Genomic DNA, 21,720 nt, shown 5'->3' on the forward strand with positions numbered 1-21,720 from the left:
TTGCAAAGGACCAATTCGTCATCATTCGCAAAGCATCGAGGAAGGGCTTATCTGGCCCCTCCTCGGGCTCAGGTTAGGTCGCGTTATTCACAGGTCGGCGGAGTTTGTTTTATCCGACGTCGGCGCAGGCACCGAAGCGCCGTTGCTCTTTCCGGTCACCGCGCCGACCAGCGCCTTCACCGGATCATCGCCAGGGGCAAATCCGCTCTGGCGCAGGATCTCGTCGATCATCGGGCGTAGCGCGTGCACCTTGAGGAGCTCGCCGGCAAGCCCTTCGCCGAAGCCGACGCCGCCGCCCGCAGCTCCGTTACCGTTGCCGCCGAACGCGCCGCCAGTGTGCAGGATGCGGACGTCCTTGAGGTTGGCGATCGGCCTGACCATCTCCGCGAGCGCCGAGGGCATCGTCTCGATTCGCTTCTTGGCGATCTCGAAATCGATGACGTTGGTACCGAGCTTGTTCTGCGCCTCGTTCTTCATGGTGATGACGGCAGCCTCGGCCTCACCGATATTGCGGACACCGACCGCCTTGATCTTGTTGGATTCAGCCTCGGCGGTCGCCAGCGTCTTGACGGCCTCGGCACGGTCGAGCGAGGCCTTCTTCTCGGCTTCGGCCGCCACGATCAGCTCGGTCGATTTGCGCTCGGCCTCGGTGCGGGCGGCGAGCACCTGGGTCAGGCGGGCGCGGTCTGCGACCTCGACAGCGCGAGCGGTCACGACCTTTTCCTCCGCCGAGACGGCAAGCGCTTCGGCCGCTTTGGCTTCGGCGACGGCCTCCGAGGTCTGCTTGCTCTTGGACGCGATCTGGATCTCGTTCTCCTGGGTCGCGATTTGGATTTCGCGCTGCGCGTCGGTCTTGCGCTTGTTGATCGCCAGATCCGACTCGATGACCGCGGTCTCCTTGACCTGCTTGGCGCCCGCCTCCTTCTCCGCGACCGCCCGATCGGTGTCGATGCGGGCGTTCTCCTCCGTCAGACGCGCGGTCTGCGTCGCGGTTGCGACTTCGGCGCGGGTGCTCGCGGTCTTGTTGGCGATGTCGCGCTCCTGCGACAGCTCGGCCTCCTTTTTGGTCCGCTCGATCCCCAGCGTCTGCTGGCGCGCCTCAAGATCCTTCTGGGCGATCGCGACCTCGTTGTCGCGCACGATGGCGTTGCGGTCGCGGCGGCGGGTCTCGGTAATGGTCTTGAGCTGGGTCAGGCCTTCGGCGTCGAAGAAGTTCTCGGGGTTGAAGAACTTGACGTCGGTCTGGTCGAGTTTTGTCAGTGACACCGACTCCAGTTCGAGGCCGTTCGATTTCACGTCGGACTCGACGGTCGCCTGCACATGCTTGACGAAGTCGCTGCGCTTTTCCTGCAATTCCAGGATGGTCATGGTCGCCGCCACCGAACGCAGGCCGTCGACGAATTTCGCCTCAACCTGGTTGCGCAAGGCTTCGGCGTCGTTGGTCAGCGCGCCCAAGGTCTGGCTTGCGAGCGCAATGCTCTCGTCATCGGGGCGAACGCGGACGTAGAATTCCGCGACGATGTCGACGCGCAGCCGGTCCTTGGTGATCAGGGACTCCCGCTCCTTGCGCTCGACCGTGAGCCTGAGCGTCTTCAGATTGACGCTGGCATAGGAATGGAAGATCGGCAGGATCATGGCGCCACCGTCGAGCACGACTTTCTTGCCGCCGAGACCGGTGCGCACGAAGGCCTCATCGCGCGTGGCCCGCTTGTAGAGAATGGTGAAGATGACGCCCAAGACGATGATCAGCACGACGCCGATCATGGCCGGGACTGCGATATCGAACATGTCTTTCTCCAATAATGATTTAGCTGCTGCTTAGAGCGGGTTTGGTCGGTTTCAGTTCATCGTCGGCCCTGACAGCCACGAAGCGGGTATCGACGCGATCGACCAGCAGCACCAACGTGCCCTGCGGCAGAGGCGATGAACTGGGAGCGGCCACCGCGGAGACGAAGTGCCTGTTGCCGTGGACATCGGCGACGCTGACGCGGCCCGGCGGGCCCTGATCGAGCGGACCGACGACGACCTCCCCGACGCGACCGACGAGGTCGCCGAGGCCGATGACGTAGCTTTCATCCTTCGGAATGATCCGGGCGATGCCCCGGCTTGCACCGCGCACCAGCGGCACCGAGACCACGACCGCTGCGAGCGAGGCGAGACTGGCCGGCAAGGGCCCCGCCACCATCCGGGCGACGTCCTGGATCAGGAAGCCGGTGATCGAGAAGGCACCAAGCGCCAGCAGCAGGAAGATCAAGAGCGGGACGCCGCCGACATTGATCCAGGAAATAGCGTTGAGGACGCCATTGTCGCTGGGATGGCTGAAATCGATGCTGGTGCCGAGCATCTCGCTCAAGGAGGCCCCGACCAGCATCGTGACGACTTCGAGCGTGCCGACGATGAGGATCATGGCCGCCGCGATCGCGAACGGCCGGACCTCCGGCGCCATGACGTGTTCGAGCAATGCGCTCATGACACGATACTCTTCAGGAGCGCGACTTCAACCGCGCGAGCCTCGCTGCAATTTCCTTATTGCGATGCAGCGCGCTGAGCTCGTCGATGTCGCTCGAATACGGGATGCCCGGCGGCACGCCGGTGACGCGCGCCACCGCCCTGCCCGCACGCAGCGCCTTCGCCGCCGCGGAAGTTCCGCCACGTTTACGCGGCGAATGCGAAGCCTGGTGGCTCGCGGCCGCCTCGCTCTTTTCGAGATCGACGCGGCGCTGCTCGGCGTCTTGTAATGCCGAAAGCACCGCGCGCAGCGACGTCACGCATTGCTCGATCTTCTCGTTGTTCTCGTCGATGGCGCGGGAGAGCACCTCAAACTGGGCCTCCAGATCCATCTGTCTGGCGATACCGGCGCGGGCAAGGTCGTCGCGGCTATCGGCGATTGCGCCCTCGATCTTGGCGGTGAGATCGGTCATCTCGCGTTCGATTTCCTTGCGGCGCGCGTTGAGGCGATATTCCTCGGCGCGCGCGGCCGCGAGCGCATCGCGCGCCTCGCTCTCGGCGCGCTCGATCTCGCGAATGGCTTGGCCGACCACTTTCAGCTTGTTGTTGCCTTCTGCCTGCTCAATCGCGTCATAAGCGATGCCGGCGATCAGACGTCCGACCCGGGACAGGAAATTCTCGGGAGCGGCTGCGATGGTATCCATAGCGTTCTCCTCCTCTGGCAGACTGTTCGGCGTGACGCCGTAGTGAACCTCGAAACCGTCGTCGGTGCGGATCAGGTGCGCGGGCACACTCTGCCCCCAGCCTTCCGCGTAGCCGGCGTAGTCGAAGGGCACGCTGAAGCGCCCTTGCACGGTCGAAATCGAAATTGTGGCCGGGCCTTTGATCTTGGCGAGCTTGTCGTCGAGCGGCAGGCGACGGCCCTGTGCCGCCCGATAGTCGGCGCGGTCGCGCAGCCCCAGCGTCACCAGCCGCGACGGTAGCGCGGTCTGTTTCCGGATCGGCTCATAGGCATGGGCGTGCAGCAATACCACGTTGGAGCCCACATTGTGGGTCCGCGCGACCTCGTCGAGGATCTCCATCATGCGGTCATAGGCCTGGAACGTCGCCTCCATGGCGGCCTTGGCGGCCGGGTCAGGGGCAAGCCTGTATCGAAGCGCCGATGGCGCGTTTCGTGGCGACGGGCTCATGGAAAGCACTAAAGCACCATTTTGGTGCTTTACAAGGGAGGAGTTCGATCACGTTCCACTGATCCTGATGCACTCTATGGATTAGTCGCTGTCGCCTGGGGCTGCGTTCAAGGCGCGCCATCACTGCTAGATCACCGCCGATCAAGACTTCTTGCACGCGCGGGTTGCAATTTGACAAGAAATGCGCGGAGTGGTTGGCAACGCAGTCCGCTCTCTCAGCATCGTTGGTGCCTAGTCCGTCATCCTGAGGTGCGAGCGATGGGGCGCGATGCGCCTCATCGAGAGCCTCGAAGGATGAGCGGCCGGGATGCAGCCGGGCCGTTCACCCTTCGAGGCCTACGCTTCGCTCCGGCACCTCAGGATGACGGCGTTAGAACTTCGCGCTTATTGCATACGTACTTGCGCATCCTCGCGGCTCATCTCGCCCGAGCTTTGCTTGATCTCGTCACCCTCGGATGTCAGAAGGCGCAGGGAAGGCCGGGTGCCGGCAGGCACCCGCGGTCCACTGTGCTGGGGTTGCGCTACAAGAGGCTGCACAGTGGCATACAGGTGAAGCCCAACACACGGCCTTCCCTGCGCAGTGGGTTTACGGCTTATGCCGAGCTCTCCCCGGAGAGCGATGCACTATTGCCCCCGTCGCCTTGCAGATGGCTGACGGGAGAGCCCGGTTGGACCACACCCATCACCGCAAGACTTGACGCACAGGCTCCGGGCGTCAGGACGACACGGTTTTACCGTACGCCGTCTGCACCTGTCGTATGCGCGCGGCCATCGCTCACGGTTGCCCGCCCTGCGATGCCTGTCCGCGCCGATGCAGTCGGCGTCCACCACGGCTCACCCCACGTTCGTGACGATCGCGATACGCCCCTCTGACCGGGATGAGGTGACGGGACAATGCGCAAAATCAGAATTTCTGTAAAGTCGAATATTTTCGCGCAGGCGGATTGACCCGACGCTCGCGTGTTTTGCCCGACGACGGGCAACGCAAGGGATGGTGTTTTATTGCGGACTGCGTCAACAATCCGCCACGGGACTTATCCCTCAAGCGTCCGCCGAGCGCGGTTCGAGACCGGGAAACCATCGATGACTCGTCCGCATCAGGCGATCGGCTCTCGCGCTCGAACCGCACGGTTGCCCTGGTTGCTCGCGGCTGCGCTCGCGCGCGGGCTGGTGGTGGCACTGCTCATCTGCATCAGCTGGTCGGCGGCTCAAGCCGAGGCCGCCAAGCTCCGGGTGGCGACCCGAATAGTGCCGCCCATGGTCGTCGAGAGGAACGGCGTGCTGGGTGGCTTCAGTATCGAGCTCTGGAACAGCATCGGCAAGCGCCTGAACCGCGAGACCGAGTATATCGTGTTGCCCGATGTGAGCGAATTGCTTGACGCCGTGGCAGGCGGACGGGCCGATCTCGCCATCGCGGCGATATCGATCACGTCGGAGCGGGAGGACAGGTTCGACTTCTCTCAGCCGATCATGAACTCAGGCCTGCAAATCCTGGTGCGCGGCACGGCCGTCAATGTCGAAGCCAATCCGCTCCGCGAGCTGATGCAACTGTTCTTCTCACGCACCCTGCTGATCTGGCTCGGCATTGCACTGCTCCTGATCCTGGTGCCGGCGCACCTGATGTTCCTGGTCGAGCGAACGCATCACAGCGGCATCATTCCGACCAAGAAATATTTCCCGGGAATCTTCCATGCGATGTTCTGGGCAGCGGGCACACTCGCTACCCAGGCCGATCAGATGCCGCGGCACTGGATGGCCCGGATCGTCGCCGTGCTGTGGATGTTCACGGGGGTGGTGTTTGTTGCGTTCTATACGGCGCAGCTGACGGCTTCCCTGACGGTGCAGCAGATCAAGGGACCGATCAACAACCAGCAGGACCTTGTCGGCAAGACCGTCGGCACCACCCGCGGCAGCACGGCAACGACCTACCTGAATGAGCTCAAGGCTCAGGTTCGCGAGTTCGAGAAGGTCGATGACCTCTACAAGGCCTTGCTGGACCAGCAGGTCGACGCCGTCGTGTTCGATTCACCTGCCCTGCTCTACTACACGACCCACGACGGCAGCAGATTGGCGCGCACCGTTGGTGACGTGTTTCACAGAGAAGACTATGGCATCGTCTTCCCGACCGGCAGTCCATTGCGCAAGCAGGTCAACGAAGCCCTTCTGGGGCTGCGTGAGAACGACACGTATCAAAGGATCTACGAGGAATGGTTCGGCAAGCGCTAGGTCAGTCGGCCGAAGCGGATCCCGTCATTCGGACTGCGAAGTCCCGCCAAATCAGATGATTGGGCCACAAGACCTATCGGGTTCATAAATCTGTCAGGAATGATTCGGAGCCGTTCCGGATTTGCGTCGGATACCAGCCGTTCAACAACTTGTCCGCAGCATATCCACAGCCGTCGCCTGAACGATTTACGCTGGAATCGCAAAGCACTTGCTGCGCACAAATCCACAAGGAGGTCAGCCGCCGGCTTGGTCGAACACGCTGCGGCAATGCTCGCTCAAGCTTGAGCGGTTACGCCGCAGGCAGGCCGTGATGGCCCGGACATTGGGGATTTCGCCAGCGCACAGCCGATAGACGTCGGGCGTGCAGGCCTTGCGCTGCTCCGGTGTGCTCTGCTGCGCCTGGGCGGCACTGGCAAACAGCGTCAGGAACAGCCCGACCGTCGAGGCGCCATGCGCCCGGCTTCTCACACCCGCAAACCGCAAGAACCTCGCCTTCATGACCAGTCTCCTGTCTGCCCGCCCGCCCGGCCGCCGTTGGCCGGTCTGGGCAAAGAGATAGGAGGAATAAACCGCGGGGGATGTGATCTCTTTCACACTGGTTGCTGCCCTAGGACGCCTAGGGTTCCAGTGGGGTTTTCTGGGGGCTTTTCAGAAATCGCTAACCAAACCGGTCCTGATCGCCTGATCGTTAAAATGCGAACGATCGGGTCAATCGGGTAACAAATCGGCTTTGCGACATTGCGCCATCCGCGTTGTGCGAGGGTGTGATGAGCGAAGCCGAATTCAACTTGATGCTGGATGCCGTGCGGGACGCCATGATCAACGAAGATTTTGCGCCTGCGCCGCAGGAGGATTTCGTGCCCCGCTCGTGGAGCTTTCACACGAGGCCCAAAGCGGCCAATGACAATGAGGGCGCCTGGCCCCTGCTGCCGTTTCCGGACGGCTGGTACGCCGCCTGCTGAGACCTCGCAGCCAAGCCTGAAGCCGAGCCCCCGCGGCTACGCGAGCCACGATCAGTTCTTGACGCTCTCCTCGTCGTCCTGCGGCGCCCGCTCGGGCGCGGCCGGCGGAAAGATGCTGTCATAGATCGCGCGCGCCTCGGCGATGAGGCGAGCACGCTCCAGCTCGGACTTCGGGATAAATCGGACGATCTCGCCCACGTGCTCTCCAGCGCTCGGTTGTTGGGACTGCATCACCCTGCCAATGCGAACTCTGTGCCAGACCACCTGAATCGCGGGTTTCCAACTACCCCCGGGCGAACACGGTGCGGCATAGCGGCAGGTCGCCGTCCGCGGCGCTCGCGGAACCGCCAGGGAATTCGATTTTCTACTGAAATATTAGAGAGTTGTGATGGAGGCCACGACCAGAATTGAACTGGTGTACACGGTTTTGCAGACCGTTGCGTAACCACTCCGCCACGTGGCCCCGTTGTCGAAAAGACAAGTTTTGTCAGTGGGTAAGGATAACCTGAACCATTCTCAATGGCCTGCGCGAAACGCACAAACACGGACGAAAACGGTACAAGTCCCCCAAGAAGTCTCCACGCCTTCGGAGCGGTCCGAAGGTGCCACTCGAATATAGGGCCGCGTCCGGCCGGTCAACCCAGCGTGCGAAAGACTGGCCAAGCTGCCGACTTTCGATAGCGTTCCCAGTAGTTGACCCGGCATGATCTCGGTCACCGGCGGCCGTAACCTGCTGGGCATATGATGTCCGCCCCGGTCAACGCCGCTCCACCAATCCTGATCTGCTCAGGCTGCCGACGTCCGATGACGTTCTTGGCGACCCTCCCGGCCATCCTCGATCTGCCCGCTGTGCACACATTCCAGTGCCGCCCATGTCTGCGCGTCGAGACGATTCCGTTGTCATCTTGAGGTGCAATCGCGGACATACGGGGCGGGACAGGCTCAAGTCAGGACCGTTTGCCGCGGCGGAAGTCGCGCCGGCGGCCTTTGGCTGCCGGCTTTGGCGCCAGTTCGGGCATCTCGGCCTGAACCTCGCGGTAGCGTGTCAACAGCCGTTCAAAACTGGCGTTCAGCGTCTCGGCGATGTCAGGGCGACGCTCGAGCCCCGCCAGCAGCGTCGCGGCTGCCTCGATGGTCGACAGTCCGTCCTTGCGCGGCTCGCGACGCAGGCGGCCATAGCGCGAGGGGTGCTTCGGGTTGAGGATCACGCGCTGGCATTTCAGCATCCAGGGATTGCGCCACCACAGCGCCTTGGCCTGGCTCCAGGTGCCGTCGAGCAGCACCACGCCTTCGAGCTTGTTGAAGATGGCGCGCTGGTTCTCCGCGACCTCGCCCTTGCGGTTGAGCGCGACGATCTCTCCCTCCACGTCGAGGTCGGCGGCGCGCGCCGAGCCGAGATAGAGCACAGCCCAGTGCGAGGCGTTCTCGATCGGATGACCAAGCGCCTTGGACAGGCTCGGCCAGGACAGGCCGACCTTCACGGTCGCATCGGCGAAATGCTTCGCCAGCAACCGGGCGGTGCCGAGCGCCCTGTCCTGCTCTTGCGGATGCTGCAGGATCAGGAGCGACAGCTTGTTCTCGATCGGCGTGACACTGTCGCAGATGCAGAGCGGCATCGGCTTCTGGCAGTGCGGGCATTCGGGGACAGGCTCTGGCGCGGCGGCCATGGTTTGGGCTGGGTTCGACATGGTCGCCGCTATACGCTTGGTGCGGCCGTTCAACAACCTATTCCGCCGGGGCCGCCAGCGCGCGCGGCTCCGACCGTCGGCGCAGGCGGTCGATCAAAAGGTAGATCACGGGCGTGGTGTAGAGCGTCAGGACCTGCGAGACGAACAGGCCGCCGATGATGGTGATGCCGAGCGGACGGCGCAGCTCCGTGCCCGGCCCGGTCGCGATGACCAGCGGAAGGCCGGCGAACAGCGCCGCCATGGTCGTCATCACGATCGGTCGGAAGCGCGCCTGGCAGGCCTCGAAGATCGCCTCGGCCGATGACAGGCCGCGCTGGCGCTCGGCATCGAGCGCGAAGTCGACCATCATGATGCCGTTCTTCTTGACGATGCCGATCAGCAGGATGATGCCGACGAAGGCGATCACCGTCAGCGGCGTATTGGTGATCTGGAGCGCCAGCAGCGCCCCGAGCCCGGCCGAGGGCAGCGTCGAGATGATCGTGAGCGGATGGGCGAGACTCTCGTAGAGCACCCCGAGCACGATATACATCGCCACCAACGCGCCGAGGATCAAGAGCGGCTGCCGGCCGCTGGTCCTGGCGAAATCGCCGGCATTGCCGTCAAAGCTGCCGCGGATGCCCTCGGGCATGTGCAATTCATCGACCGCGCGCTGGATGTTTTGCGTGGCGGCCTGCAGCTCCACGTCCGGCAAGGTGTTGAACGACACCGTGGTCGAGGGCACCGACTGCGAATGATAGACTGCGAGCGCGGCAAGCCCGCGTGTCGCGTGCACCACGGCCGAGAGCGGCACCTGCGCGCCGCCTGCGCCGGCGACGTAGATGCGTTCGAGATTGGAGGGATCGACCTGGAACTTCGGATCGATCTCGAGCACGGTCATGTACTGATTGCGCTGGGTGTAGATGATCGAGATCTGGCGCTGTGAGAAGGCGTTGTTCAGGGCATTGTCGATGTCCTGGACCTTGACACCGAGCGTTGCTGCCCTCTGGCGGTCGATGTTCAATGTGAGCTGAAGTCCACCGGGATCGCGGTCACTCGAAATGTCGGTGATGCCCTCGACCGTCTCCATGCGCTTGGCCACGATCGGCGCCCATTTCTGCAGCAGGTCGAGGTCGGTGCTTGAGAGCGTATATTGGTAATTGGAATCGCTCTGCCGACCGCCAGCACGGACATCCTGCGCGGCGAACATGAACAGGCGGATGCCGGGTACGGGAAACAATGCCTTTCGCAACCGATCGATCACCACCTGGGTCGAGACGTGATCGCGTTCTTCCGGCGGCTTCAGGCTGATGAACATGGTGCCCCGGTTGGAGGTCGCAGCGCCCGGCCCGACACCGCTGCCGACCGTCGAGCCGATGCCGGCCACGGCCGGATCTTTCATCACGATGTCTGCCAGCCGCTGCTGCAGATTCAGCATCGACTGGAACGAGATGTCGGCCGAGGCGCGCGTCGCGCCGATGACGAAACCGGAATCATCCGTCGGGAAATAGCCCTTCGGCACCTTGGCGTAGAGCAGCACCGTTAGCCCAATGGTGGCGAAGAACACCAGCAGCGTCAGCAGCGGAAACTCGAGCACGGCCCGCAGCGTGCGGGCGTAGAACGCGACGATCCGCGACAGCGAGCCCTCGATCAGGCGGTCGAACAGCGTGGCGGATCCCGACGTGGTCTGCCGGACGTAATGGGCGCAGATCATCGGCGTGACCGTCAGCGACACCAGCGTCGAGACCAGAATCGCGAAGGTCAGCGTCAGCGAGAATTCGCGCAGCAGCCGCCCGACAATGCCGTCCATGAAGATCAGCGGCGTGAACGCCGCGATCAGCGACAGGCTGATCGAGACTACGGTGAAGCCGATCTGCCTGGCGCCCTCCAGCGCCGCCTGCATCGGCCGCATGCCGTGCTCGAGATTGCGGAACATGTTCTCGATCATGACGATGGCGTCGTCGACCACGAAGCCGACCGAGATCGCCAGCGCCATCAACGACAGATTGTCGATCGAGAAGCCGGCGACCCACATCCCGGCGCAGGTGCCGGCCAGCGCAAGCGGCACCGAGATGCCGGCAGCGATCGTCGGGGTCATGCGGCGCAGGAACACGAACACCACGACCATGACAAGGATAGCCGTGGCGAGCAGCGTCCACTGCATGTCCATCACGCTGGCGCGGATCGTCGAGGTGCGGTCGACCAGAGTGGAGACGTCGACGCCAGCCGGAATCCATTGCTTCAGCTCGGGAATCAGCGCCTTCACCCTGTCGACGGTATCGATGACGTTGGCATCGCCCTGCTTGGTGATCTGGATCAGCACGGCCGGCTGCTTGTTGAACCAGGCGATCGAGCGCGCGTTGCGGACGCTGTCCTCGATGTCGGCGACGTCAGAGAGCCGGACGAAATTGCCGCTCGCGCTCTTGATGACGATGTCGCCGAATTCCTTGGCCGTGCGCATCTGCCGGTTGAGCGCCAGCGTCTCGCTCTGGCGCTCGCCGTTGAAGATGCCGACGGGGCCGAGCGGGTTGGCGTTGACGATCGCAGTCCTGACGTTGTCGGTGGAAATCCCCGCATTCGACAATGCCACAGGGTTGAGCTGGATCCGCACCGCCGGCTGATCGGCACCCGATACGGTCACATCGCCGACGCCGGGCACTTGCGAGATGCGCTGCGCCAGTACGGTATCGGCGACGTCGTAGATCGCGCTGGCGGACAGCGTCTTCGAGGTCAGCGCCAGCACGAAGACCGGCGCGCCGGCGGTGTTCGCCTTGCGGAAGCGCGGCAGCGCCGGCAGGTCGCTCGGCAGGTCGACCAGCGCAGCATTGATGGCCGCCTGCACGTCGCGGGCGGCCTTGTCGATGTTGCGGCCGATATCGAACTGGAGCTGGATGTTGGAGGTGCCGAGCGACGAGGTCGAGGTGATCTGGTTGATGCCCGCGATTTCGCCGAGCCGCCGCTCCAGCGGCGCGGCCACGGTCGCAGCCATCACGGACGGGTCGGCGCCGGGCCGGTTCGCCGCGACGAAGATGGCGGGGAAGTCCACGTTGGGGACCGAGGCGACGGGGAGGAACTCGTAAGCGACGGCGCCCAGCAGGAACAGCCCGATCGACAGCAGCGTGGTCGCGACGGGCCGGCGGATGAAGGGCTCCGAGATCGATGCCATCACTGCATCCCCTCGGTCGCCCCCGCCGCCGGCGCCTCGGGCTCCGGCGGCGGCAACGCCTGCTCGAGGCGGCGGTTGATGCGGTCGAGCGCGAGATAGATCACCGGCGTGGTGTAGAGCGTCAGCAGCTGGCTCAGCAGCAGGCCGCCGATGATGGAGATGCCGAGCGGAAAGCGCAGCTCGGCGCCGGTGCCGCTCTCGATCGCCAGCGGCAGCGCGCCGAACAGGGCGGCCAGCGTCGTCATCATGATCGGACGGAAGCGCAACAGGCAGGCCTGCACGATCGCCTCATGGGCCGGCATGCCCTGCCCGCGCTCGGCTTCCAGCGCGAAGTCGATCATCATGATCGCGTTCTTCTTGACGATGCCCATCAGCAGAATGATGCCGATCAGGCCGATGACCGAGAGATCCTGTCCGCACAGGATCAGCGCCAGAATGGCGCCGACGCCGGCCGATGGCAGCGTCGAGAGGATGGTGATCGGGTGGATGTAGCTCTCATAGAGCACGCCCAGCACGATGTAGATCGTGATCACGGCGGCGAGCAGCAGCCAGGGCTGGCCGGCGAGCGCCTTGGCGAATTCGGCGGCATCGCCGGCATAGACGCCGACGATGCTGTTGGGCATCTCGATGCGGGTCTCGATCGTCTTTACCGCCTCGACCGCGTCGCCAAGCGCCGCGCCCGGCGCGAGGTTGAAGCTGAGCGAGATCGCCGGGAATTGTGCCTGGTGCGAGATGGCGAGAGGCGCCGTGGTGCGCTTCAGCGTCGCCACCGCGTCGAGCGGCACTTGCGCGTTGGGCGCACCGGCGGTCGCGCTCGCCCCGCCCGGCAGATAGAGCTTCGACAGGATCGAGGGATCGCGCTGGTACATCGGCAGCGCCTCCAGCACCACGCGGTACTGGTTGGCCTGGCCGTAAATGGTCGAGATCTGCCGCTGCGCGAAGGCGTCGTTGAGCGTGTCGGTGATGGCTTGCAGGCTGACGCCGAGCTGGCCGGCACGGGTGCGGTCGACCTCGAGCTGCGCGCGCAGGCCGCCTTCCTGCGCCTCCGAGGAGACGTCGCGGAACAAGGGATCGCGCCGCATCTCATCGACGAGTTTTCGCGCCCATTCCGAGACCAACGCCGCATCGGTGCCGGTCAGCGTATACTGGTATTGCGAACGGCTCGACTGGGTCGAGATCTGCACGTCCTGCACCGGCTGGAAATAGACGGTCATGCCGGGAATGCCGGCGACCTTCTCCTTGAGCCGGACGATGACCGCGCCGACATCGTCGCGCCGCTCGCCGCGCGGCTTCAGCGTCATGACGAGACGGCCGACATTGGTGGTCGGGTTGACCGAGCCCGCGCCGATCACCGACACCACGCCTGTCACGTCTGGATCGGCCTTGATGGCGTCGGCAGCTTCGGCCTGCCGCTTCTGCATTTCGGCGAAGGAGACATCAGGGCCGGCTTCCGTCACCGCCGTGATCGAGGCCGTGTCCTGGAGTGGCAGAAAACCCTTGGGCGCGACGACGTAGAGAACCAGGGTCGCAATCAGCGTGGCAAAGGTCACGATCAGCGTGGCGCGCTGGCGCTCCAGCACCCAGAGCAGCGTGCGGTGGTAGAATTCGACGGTGCGGTCGATGAAGCGGCTGATGGCGGCAAGTCCCGGCACCGCCAGCTCCTGATGGGCGTGCTTGAGCAGCCGCGAGCACATCATCGGCGTCAGCGTCAGCGAGACCACGGCCGAGGTCACGACCGCGATCGTCAGCGTCAGCGCAAATTCGCGGAACATGCGTCCCACCAGGCCCGACATGAACAAAAGCGGGATGAACACCGCGATCAGCGACACCGTCAGCGAAATCACGGTGAAGCCGATTTCGCTGGCGCCCTTCAGCGAGGCCGTCATCGCGTTGTCGCCATTCTCCATGTGGCGGACGATGTTCTCGATCATCACGATGGCGTCGTCGACCACGAAGCCGGTGCCGATCGTCAGCGCCATCAGCGACAGGTTGTCGAGGCTGAAGCCGGCAAAATACATGATGCCGAAGCTCGTGATCAGCGACAGCGGCAGCGCCACGCCCGCAATCACGGTTGCGCGCAGCGAGCGCAGGAACAGCAGCACCACCAGCGTCACCAGCACGACGGCAAGCACCAGCGTGAACTGCACGTCATGGACGGAGGCGCGAATGGTGACGGTGCGGTCGGAGACGATGGTCAGTTTCACGCCGGCCGGAATCGCGCGCTGCACCTTCGGGATCTCGGCGCGGATCTGCTTGACGACGTCGATGACATTGGCGCCGGGCTGGCGCTGGATGTCGATGATGACGGCCGGTGTGCCCTGGTACCAGCCGCCGGTGCGGTCGTTCTCGAGCCCGTCGACGATCTGCGCAACGTCGCCGATCGTGACGGGCGAGCCGTTGCGGTAGGCGATGATGATGGGACGGTAGGCGTCAGCCGCGGCGATCTGGTCGTTGGCGGCGATGATGTAGGCTTGCTGGGCGCCGTCGAGCGAGCCCTTGGGACCCGAGACGTTGGCGTTTGCGATGGCAGCGCGCAAGTCCTCCATGGCGATGCCATAGGCGGCGAGCCGCGCCAGATCCGCCTGGATGCGCACGGCCGGCTTCAGGCCGCCGAGCACGGACACGCGGCCAACGCCGGAGATCTGGCTCAGCCGCTGCGCCAGCAGCGTGTCGGCGATGTCGCTCATCGCCCGCAGCGAGATCGTGTCCGAGCGCAGCGCCAGCGTCATCACCGGCGCGTCGGCCGGGTTCACCTTGGCGTAGGTCGGCGGATAAGGCAGCGTCTTGGGCAAGACGCCAGCGGCAGCGTTGATCGCGGCCTGCACGTCCTGGGTCGCGCCGTCGATGTCGCGGTTGAGGTCGAACTGCAGCGAGATCTGGCTGACCCCGAACGAGCTCGTCGAGTTTATCGCCGTCAGTGACGGGATCTGGCCGAGCTGGCGCTCCAAGGGCGCGGTGATCAGCGAAGCGATCACGTCGGGGCTCGCGCCCGGTAGCTGCGTCGTCACCTGGACGGTCGGGAAGTCGACCTGCGGCAGGGCGGAGACCGGCAGCGCGAAATAGCCGAGCAGCCCGCCGATCAGCAGCGCGATGCCGAGCAGCGAGGTCGCAATTGGACGGCGGATGAAGGGTTCTGAGACACCCATGGGATAGGCCTGCCGCTTCAGGCGGCTGTTGTCGGGATCATGGCTGCTTGCCTCCAGGTCCCGACGGTTGAGCCCCCGGCCCCGGCGCAGGCCCGGTCTGGCCCTTCTGGTCGCCTTCGCTGCTCTTCCGCTTGGCGCGGAATTCGCTGTCCTTGCCCTGCCCGTTCTTCTGGCCTTCTTTGGCGCCATCCTTTGTCTGGGCATCCGGCGCACGGGTACGTTTGCGCGGGGCGAGGTCGGCCGATGGCGTCTGCTCGTCGCGGCCGACGATCACCTTGGAGCCGTCGGACAGATTGGCAAAGCCCGTGGTGACGACCCGATCGTTCGGCGACAGGCCGCTCGCGATCACGGCGTCGTGCTCGTTCTGCTGGGTCACCGTCACCGGTTTCGCCGAGGCGATGTCGCCCTCGCCGATGACATAGCTGAACGTACCGATCGGCCCGCGCTGGACCGCCGACGTCGGCACCACCAGCGCCTGCGACAAGGTCTCGACCTTGAGACGGACATTGACGAACTGGCCGGGCCAGAGCTGGTAATTGGCGTTGGGGAATTCCGCCTTGAGCCTCAGCGTACCGGTGGTCTGGTCAACCTGGTTGTCGATGCCGGTGAGCTTGCCGGTATCGATCACGGTGATGCCGTCATTGCCGAACACGTCGACCGACAGCGCGCCTTTGGCGGCGGCCGCATTCACGCGCATGATCTGCTGCTGCGGCAGGCTGAACCACACCGCGATCGGCTGCAATTGCGTGATGACGACGAGGCCGGTGGTGTCGGAGGCGTGGATGATGTTGCCCTGGTCGACCTGACGCAGGCCGACACGGCCGGAGATGGGCGCGACGATCTTGGTGTAGCTCAGCGTCGCCGCCGCATTGTCGATCGCGGCCTGGTCCGCTTTGACCAGCGCCTCGGTCTGCGCGACCGCGGCGCGCTGGGTATCGGCCTGCTGCTTGGAGCCGGCATTGGAGGCCGCCAGCTGCTCATAGCGCGTCAGATCGATGCGCTGGTTGGCGAGCTGGGCTTCGTCCTGCGCCTTCTTGGCGACGGCCTGGTCATAGGTCGCCTGGTAGAGCGCCGGATCGATCTCCCCGAGCACGTCCCCCTTCTTGACGTCCTGGCCTTCGGTGAACTTCACGGCGATCAGCTTGCCGTCGACCTGGGAGCGCACGGTGACCGTGTTGAGCGCACGAATGGCGCCGACACCATCGAGATAAACTGGCACGTCCTGGACGCGAGGCGTTGCCGCCAGCACCGGGACGGGAAGATCCGGGCGCTGCTGGTTGCGGCCGTTCGCCTGCTGCGGCTGCTGATGCATCACCGTCCAGCCGAGATAACCGAGGCCGCCAAGGATCGCGAGCGTAATCAGGGTCATAACGAAGCCGCGGCCGCGCGACGTCTTCGCCGTCCCGCCTTTCGCGCCGTCCTTCGTATCCGGCTTAAAGAGCATTGACCGGTTTCTCCATTCGCGGCTCCCAGCCTCCGCCGAGCGCCTGGTATAGGCTGACGATGGCAAGAAGGCGTGCGAGCTGCGCCTGAGATAGCGCATCTTCGGCCTGGAACAATGTCAGCTGCGTGTTGAGCACGGTGACGATATCGGCCGTGCCGGCCCGCAGCTGCTGCTCGGCGAGGTCGAAGGCGCGCCGTGAGGCGTTAACGACATCACGCTGCAATTGCAGCTTGATCGTGGTCTGCTTGATCGAGAACAGCGCATTGTCGACGTCGGTGAAGGCCTGGACGATGGTTTTACGGTAGGTCTGGAGCAACTCGTCCTGCCGCGCCTTGGCATATTCGAAATTGCCGAGGATCCTGCCGCCGTCGAAGATCGGCTGGGTCGCGCTTCCGACCAGCTGGAAGAACGCCGCGTGCGGCTGGAATAGCGAGACCAGCGCCGAGCTCTGGTAGCCGCCATTGCCGGTGAGCTGGATGGTCGGGAAGAATTGCGCGCGGGCGTTTCCGATATTCGCGGTGGCCGAGGCGAGTTGCGCCTCCTGCCTGCGGATATCCGGCCGCTGCGTCAGCAGCTCCGACGGCAGGCCTGGCGTGACGCGCGGGATCGCGATCCGATCCAGTGAGCCGCCGGCGAGGCGCACGCTCTCCGGCGGGCGCGACACCAGCACTGCAAGCGCATTGGAGTTCTGGTCGAGCGTCTGGCGCAGCGGTGGCACCAGTGCCTTCTGGTTGGCCAATACGCTTTCCTGCTGGGCGACGTCGAGATCGGTGCCGGTGCCGGCCTTGCGGCGCTCGCGGATGGCATCGAGGATGCGCTGGGCGCTGGCGATATTGCGCTGGGCGGTGCGCAGGCGGTCCTGCGAGGCCAGCACCTGGAAATAGGCATTGGCGACGGCTGCGAGCGTCGTCAGCGCGACAGTGTCGCGATCGAAACGGTTGGCATGGGCGGTCTCTTCCGCCGTCCGCAGCGCGTCGCGGTTCTGGCCCCAGAAATCGAGCTGGTAGCTGGCGCTCAGCGACGCCTGGTAGTTGACGACCTCCCGGCCGCCATTGGTAAGGCCGGACGCGGAGGAGCCTGAGGTACGCGAATAGGTCTCTTGTCCCGTTCCCGACAGGCTTGGCAACAGCGCTGCGCCCGCCTGCCGCGCCTGGGCGTCCGCCTCGACGATGCGGGCGACGGCGGCGGCAATGTCGAGATTGACGGTCTGCGCCTCCTCCATCAGCTGCGTCAGCTCCGCCGAACGGAAGCCGCGCCACCAATCCAGCGTCGGCGGCACGTCCGCCTTCCCCGCGTATTTGTATTGCGCGGGAACGTCGAGCGCGGGATCGGGCAGGTCCTGGGTCAGCACACAGGCGCCCGAGCTCGAGGCCAGGCACAGCAAGGCGACAGCACGGAATGTCCGGGACGCCGAACCCAGGAATTGCCGCACGGCGGCGGCGGCCGGAGTCCGCTGTGTCACATCGCCCCCCTGCCCGCCAGATCGTGCCGCCGCGGCGCGGCGGGATTAGCCGATTCGCGGGCGGACGGCCGGAGGCCTTTCTGAAGCGCGTTCACGGGATGCTTTCTGCGAAACCTGAAATCCATTCTAGCCGGGCGCGGAACCGCGGGACAGTCCCGCACCTGCGAAACGCACAGCCGACCATGCCCGCGACCGGACCATTGGATTGCAAGATATGCCTGTCTTGCAGGCCTTTCTTCGATTCCAGCAAGGTTCGGAAACACAATCGAGCTTACAAAGATTTCATGTGATATTGCGGCCACACTTGCCTCAGAGGCACCGAGCCAGTCCTGCGCTCCAACGAAATCTTTGCCGCGGCGCAGCGCCGCTTAGCAGGCACTCATGTGGGACGCCTGTACGTGGCGACCAAATCCTCTCCAAGGACATCAGTCGAACGCGCCGGCCCGCCTGACTTACTTCTCGAGCCGAGCCTCCTTTCGGCTCTTGAACATTCCATTCGCGTCCCCTGGGCCTGGCGGGCTGAGGTTACAATGAGGGCTACCCCGTTCGGGATCATGTTACTGTGCGTCTCGACATCGGTGCTGTTTCCAACCTGGTGGTACGTCACCTCACTGGCCGGTCCAATGATCACGGCGGCGAGCAATTTCGCCGTGCTGCGCTTTTGCCGGGCCGTGCGTCAGAAACAGATCGGCGTGTCATCGCCGCCAATTTCGATACGACCGATATCGCGAGGTTTGACGAGACCTTCCGTAGGTGGCCGAGCGCGATGATCAACACCGGCTTCTACGACCGAAAGCCGCGGAGGGAGCCTGTCTGCGGAAACCATCTTGGCGCGCGGCAAAACGCGGCCCTATATTATTGGTCGCTGACCGTTTGCAGGGCGCGCTCGGATCCGGCGACCTAACCGGGATGGGCATGCTCGACGGGCGGTCGAACAGTATCCGCTGAGGTCATGGATCAGCCGATGTCGAATGCCATCTCGGTGACGCCTGATGACGTCGAAACAGTGCTTGCCGACTTGCCGCGGATCGTTCGCCTCGCCCTGTCCTTCGGCGCGCGACTGCGGCGCGGGATGCTCGATGTCACCCTGCCGGATGGGCGCCTCGTCCGGCTCGGCGGACTTGAGCCAGGTCCAAACGCCGCGATGCGGCTGCACAATTACGGCTTCGCCTCGCGCCTCATCAATGGCGGCGACATCGGCATTGCCGAAGCCTATCTCGCCGGCGATTGGGATACGCCCGATCTGACGCAGTTTCTCTACCTGTTCTGCGTCAACCACGATCTGATCCAGGCCATGCTGCGCGACAAGCCGCTGATGCGGTTCGTGCAGACGGTGCAGCACTGGTTCAACCGCAACACCCGCCGGCAGGCACGGCGAAACATCCACGCCCATTACGACATCGGCAACGCATTCTACTCGGCCTGGCTCGATCCCAGCATGACCTATTCGTCGGCCCTGTTCGAGGAATCGACGACGGACCTGACCGCCGCACAGACCAACAAATATCGCCGCCTCGCCGAAGCAATCGACCTCAAGCCGGGCCAGAAGCTGCTCGAGATCGGCTGCGGCTGGGGTGGCTTCGCCGAGTTCGCCGCCAAGACGTTTGGCGCGCGCGTCGTCGGATTGACCATTTCCACCCAGCAGCGCGACTTCGCGCAGAAGCGCATCCAGGAGGCGGGCCTCGCCGAGAAGGTCGAGATCCGCCTGCAAGATTATCGCGACGAGCGTGACCGCTATGACCGGATCGCCTCGATCGAGATGATCGAGGCGGTCGGCGAGCAGTTCTGGCCGCGCTATTTCGCGCAGCTGCGTGACCGGCTGCTGCCGGGCGGGCTGGTCGGCATCCAGGCCATCACGATCCAGGACAAGCTTTTCCAGAGCTACCGGCGCGAGGTCGACTTCATCCAGCGCTACGTTTTTCCCGGCGGCATGCTGCCCTCGCCCGCGGTGCTGAAGTCGCTCGGAGATCGATTCAGTATGCCTGTCATCCGCGAGCGCATCTTCGGGCAAGATTATGCCAAGACACTCGCCACCTGGCGGAATAATTTTCGCGCAGCGTGGCCGTGTCTGGTGCCCTTAGGCTTCGACGATCGGTTCCGGCGGTTGTGGGAATACTATCTCGCCTATTGCGAGGCCGGATTCCTTTCCGGAAATATCGACGTCCGACAGGTCATCTTCGCAAAGCAGCAATAAGAACTTCCGCCCTCGTCTTGTGCGGCTGGAGACCCTACTTTAGGGTCTGACGACTTCTCGCCTCCAGCCGGTAATTGCCTGACATGACCATCAAAAACGACGTTGTCGAAGCCATCGGCAACACCCCGCTCATCAAGCTCAAGCGCGCCTCCGAACTGACCGGCTGCACCATTCTCGGCAAAGCCGAGTTCATGAATCCCGGTCAGTCGGTCAAGGACCGCGCCGGCAAATGGATGATCCTCGAAGCCGAGAAGCGCGGCGAGCTGAAGCCGGGCGGCCTCGTCGTGGAGGCGACCGCCGGCAACACCGGCATCGGCCTCGCCGTGGTCGCGAGCGCGCGCGGCTATCGCACGCTGATCGTGATCCCGGAGACGCAGAGCCAGGAGAAGAAGGATTTTCTCAAGCTGTGCGGCGCCGAGCTCTTGGAATCGCCGGCACTGCCCTACTCCAATCCCAACAACTACCAGCATGTCGGCCGCCGTCTTGCCGATGAGCTGCGCAAGACCGAGCCGAACGGCGTGCTGTTCGCCGACCAGTGGAACAATCTCGACAACGCCAAGGCCCATTACGACTCGACCGGCCCCGAGATCTGGGCGCAGACCGGCGGCAAGATCGACGGCTTCGTCTGCTCGGTCGGCAGCGGCGGCACACTCGCCGGCACCAGCCGTTTTCTGAAAGAGAAGAACCAGAACATCCGCATCGCCTGCGCCGATCCGCACGGCGCCGGCATGTATGAATACTTCCGGACCGGCGAGGCCAAGGCAACGCCCGGCGACTCCATCACGGAAGGCATCGGGCTCGGCCGCAAGACCGCGATCGTCGAAAGTGCGAAGGTCGATGATGCCTATCTCATCCCCGACGCCGAAGCCGTCACCGTGATCTACGAGCTGCTCCAGCACGAAGGCCTGTGCCTCGGCGGGTCCACCGGCATCAACATCGTCGGCGCGATACGTCTCGCGAAGCAGCTTGGACCGGGCAAGACTATCGTCACCATTCTCTGCGATTCCGGCAGCCGCTATCAGTCGAAGCTGTTCAACGCCGACTTCATGCGTGCCAAGAATCTGCCGGTGCCGGAGTGGCTGGAGAAGCGCAGCAACATCAAGCTGCCGTTCGTCTAGAGTCTTTCCCGTTCCGATGGAATCGGAACGGGGCTCTAGATTCTTGTTTTGACGCGTTTTCTTGACGCGAACCGATATCCACTTCGCTCGAAAACGCTCTAACAGCCGATCCGTCTAGTGCCAGGTCGGACGCGGTCCGCCTTGCGATACGCGCGCAATGCGCGCGTCCGACGCCGAGAGTTTGCTGGCTGCCCGCGCAGGCCGTTCGAAGGGATCTGAATAGGTCTCGCTGCCGACGCTCGGCCAGAAGGTGAGCGCCAGCAGCAGAGCGAGATTGACCAGGCCACCCGCCATCGTGCCCTGATGCTCCTGGCCGATCGCCCAGGCCGGATACCGGCTCGCCACCATGTGATCGACCACCATGAGTGCGATCCAGGCTGGGATGACGCAGACCGGATCCCAGCCAATGTCGCGGAGGCGCATCGACTGCAGCGTCAAGCTTGCAAGCCCAAACACGATCATCGCGGCAATGATCGCCCAGTTCCTTGTGAGGTCTTCGGGGCGGATCATGCTCGGCGATGTCGTGCGCAGCGTGGCCATCGCGATCCCAAAGCAGATCGCCGTCATCACAATCGCCAGCGCCATCGTGGCCAGGAAGAAATGCAAGCGCCCGAGCCGGGCATTGAGGCCGAACACGAAACTGAGCATTGAAGGCACCCCATTTCGGCGCCTTATGCGCAGCAAGAGCTTTCGGACGCAT

The 21,720-nt window shown here is 64.2% G+C and carries 16 protein-coding genes and 1 tRNA gene; 5 read left to right on the plus strand and 12 right to left on the minus strand.

The window, feature by feature from the left end:
• Positions 1–87: 87 nt before the first annotated feature.
• From XH89_RS20250 to XH89_RS20260, 3 genes are read right to left on the minus strand one after another with little or no spacing between them, the layout of a single operon-like run.
• Complete coding sequence (locus XH89_RS20250; protein WP_194462211.1) at positions 88–1,788, minus strand: flotillin family protein; 1,701 nt, start codon at positions 1,786–1,788, stop codon at positions 88–90.
• Between the two features lie 19 nt (positions 1,789–1,807).
• Entirely contained in the window at positions 1,808–2,470 is a 663-nt protein-coding gene (locus XH89_RS20255; RefSeq protein ID WP_194462212.1) for an OB-fold-containig protein, read from the minus strand.
• Positions 2,471–2,483: 13 nt separating this feature from the next.
• Positions 2,484–3,647, minus strand: coding sequence for a PspA/IM30 family protein (locus tag XH89_RS20260; protein WP_194462213.1), 1,164 nt, complete (start codon positions 3,645–3,647; stop codon positions 2,484–2,486).
• A gap of 1,074 nt (positions 3,648–4,721) precedes the next feature.
• On the opposite strand from XH89_RS20260, the gene XH89_RS20265 reads away from it, so the two are divergent.
• Positions 4,722–5,864: a transporter substrate-binding domain-containing protein gene (locus XH89_RS20265; protein WP_194462214.1), complete on the plus strand. Its 1,143-nt coding sequence runs from the start codon at positions 4,722–4,724 to the stop codon at positions 5,862–5,864.
• A gap of 234 nt (positions 5,865–6,098) precedes the next feature.
• Here XH89_RS20265 and XH89_RS20270 read toward each other — a convergent pair whose 3' ends face one another.
• On the minus strand, positions 6,099–6,362 hold the full coding sequence (locus tag XH89_RS20270; RefSeq protein ID WP_194462215.1) for a hypothetical protein: 264 nt from the start codon (positions 6,360–6,362) through the stop codon (positions 6,099–6,101).
• A 269-nt stretch (positions 6,363–6,631) separates the two neighbouring features.
• Between XH89_RS20270 and XH89_RS20275 the strand changes: the two genes are divergently transcribed.
• Positions 6,632–6,826, plus strand: a complete 195-nt coding sequence (locus XH89_RS20275) for a hypothetical protein (protein ID WP_194462216.1) — start codon at positions 6,632–6,634, stop codon at positions 6,824–6,826.
• Positions 6,827–6,877: 51 nt separating this feature from the next.
• Here XH89_RS20275 and XH89_RS20280 read toward each other — a convergent pair whose 3' ends face one another.
• The 7 genes from XH89_RS20280 to XH89_RS20310 form a co-directional block, all read right to left on the minus strand.
• A complete protein-coding gene (locus tag XH89_RS20280) occupies positions 6,878–7,024 on the minus strand; it encodes a hypothetical protein (RefSeq protein WP_194462217.1) in 147 nt (48 codons plus the stop codon).
• A 191-nt stretch (positions 7,025–7,215) separates the two neighbouring features.
• A tRNA-Cys gene (locus XH89_RS20285) sits at positions 7,216–7,289 on the minus strand.
• A 484-nt stretch (positions 7,290–7,773) separates the two neighbouring features.
• Positions 7,774–8,514: a tRNA-uridine aminocarboxypropyltransferase gene (locus tag XH89_RS20290; RefSeq protein WP_194462218.1), complete on the minus strand. Its 741-nt coding sequence runs from the start codon at positions 8,512–8,514 to the stop codon at positions 7,774–7,776.
• A gap of 37 nt (positions 8,515–8,551) precedes the next feature.
• Entirely contained in the window at positions 8,552–11,656 is a 3,105-nt protein-coding gene (locus XH89_RS20295) for an efflux RND transporter permease subunit (RefSeq protein ID WP_194462219.1), read from the minus strand.
• Positions 11,656–14,802, minus strand: a complete 3,147-nt coding sequence (locus XH89_RS20300) for an efflux RND transporter permease subunit (RefSeq protein WP_194462220.1) — start codon at positions 14,800–14,802, stop codon at positions 11,656–11,658. Before XH89_RS20300 ends, XH89_RS20295 begins: the two co-directional genes overlap by 1 nt.
• A gap of 37 nt (positions 14,803–14,839) precedes the next feature.
• Complete coding sequence (locus XH89_RS20305) at positions 14,840–16,246, minus strand: efflux RND transporter periplasmic adaptor subunit (RefSeq protein WP_194462221.1); 1,407 nt, start codon at positions 16,244–16,246, stop codon at positions 14,840–14,842.
• The gene (locus tag XH89_RS20310; protein ID WP_194468556.1) at positions 16,236–17,678 is read right to left on the minus strand and encodes an efflux transporter outer membrane subunit; all 1,443 of its coding nucleotides are present in this window, start codon (positions 17,676–17,678) and stop codon (positions 16,236–16,238) included. Before XH89_RS20310 ends, XH89_RS20305 begins: the two co-directional genes overlap by 11 nt.
• A gap of 592 nt (positions 17,679–18,270) precedes the next feature.
• On the opposite strand from XH89_RS20310, the gene XH89_RS20315 reads away from it, so the two are divergent.
• The 3 genes from XH89_RS20315 (at position 18,271) to XH89_RS20325 (ending at position 21,020) form a co-directional block, all read left to right on the plus strand.
• Entirely contained in the window at positions 18,271–18,612 is a 342-nt protein-coding gene (locus XH89_RS20315) for a hypothetical protein (protein ID WP_194462222.1), read from the plus strand.
• Positions 18,613–18,672: 60 nt separating this feature from the next.
• Positions 18,673–19,902 (plus strand): cyclopropane-fatty-acyl-phospholipid synthase family protein, encoded by a 1,230-nt coding sequence (locus XH89_RS20320; protein WP_194462223.1) that lies wholly within the window; start codon positions 18,673–18,675, stop codon positions 19,900–19,902.
• A gap of 83 nt (positions 19,903–19,985) precedes the next feature.
• Positions 19,986–21,020, plus strand: coding sequence for a cysteine synthase A (locus tag XH89_RS20325; protein WP_194462224.1), 1,035 nt, complete (start codon positions 19,986–19,988; stop codon positions 21,018–21,020).
• A gap of 114 nt (positions 21,021–21,134) precedes the next feature.
• Here the strand turns inward: XH89_RS20325 and XH89_RS20330 are convergent, their stop codons facing one another.
• Positions 21,135–21,668 carry a DUF805 domain-containing protein gene (locus tag XH89_RS20330; protein WP_194462225.1) on the minus strand — a complete coding sequence of 178 codons (534 nt, stop codon included), beginning with the start codon at positions 21,666–21,668 and terminating at the stop codon, positions 21,135–21,137.
• Between the last annotated feature and the right edge of the window lie 52 nt (positions 21,669–21,720).

The organism is Bradyrhizobium sp. CCBAU 53340 (assembly GCF_015291645.1).
In the GTDB taxonomy this organism is placed as follows: domain Bacteria; phylum Pseudomonadota; class Alphaproteobacteria; order Rhizobiales; family Xanthobacteraceae; genus Bradyrhizobium.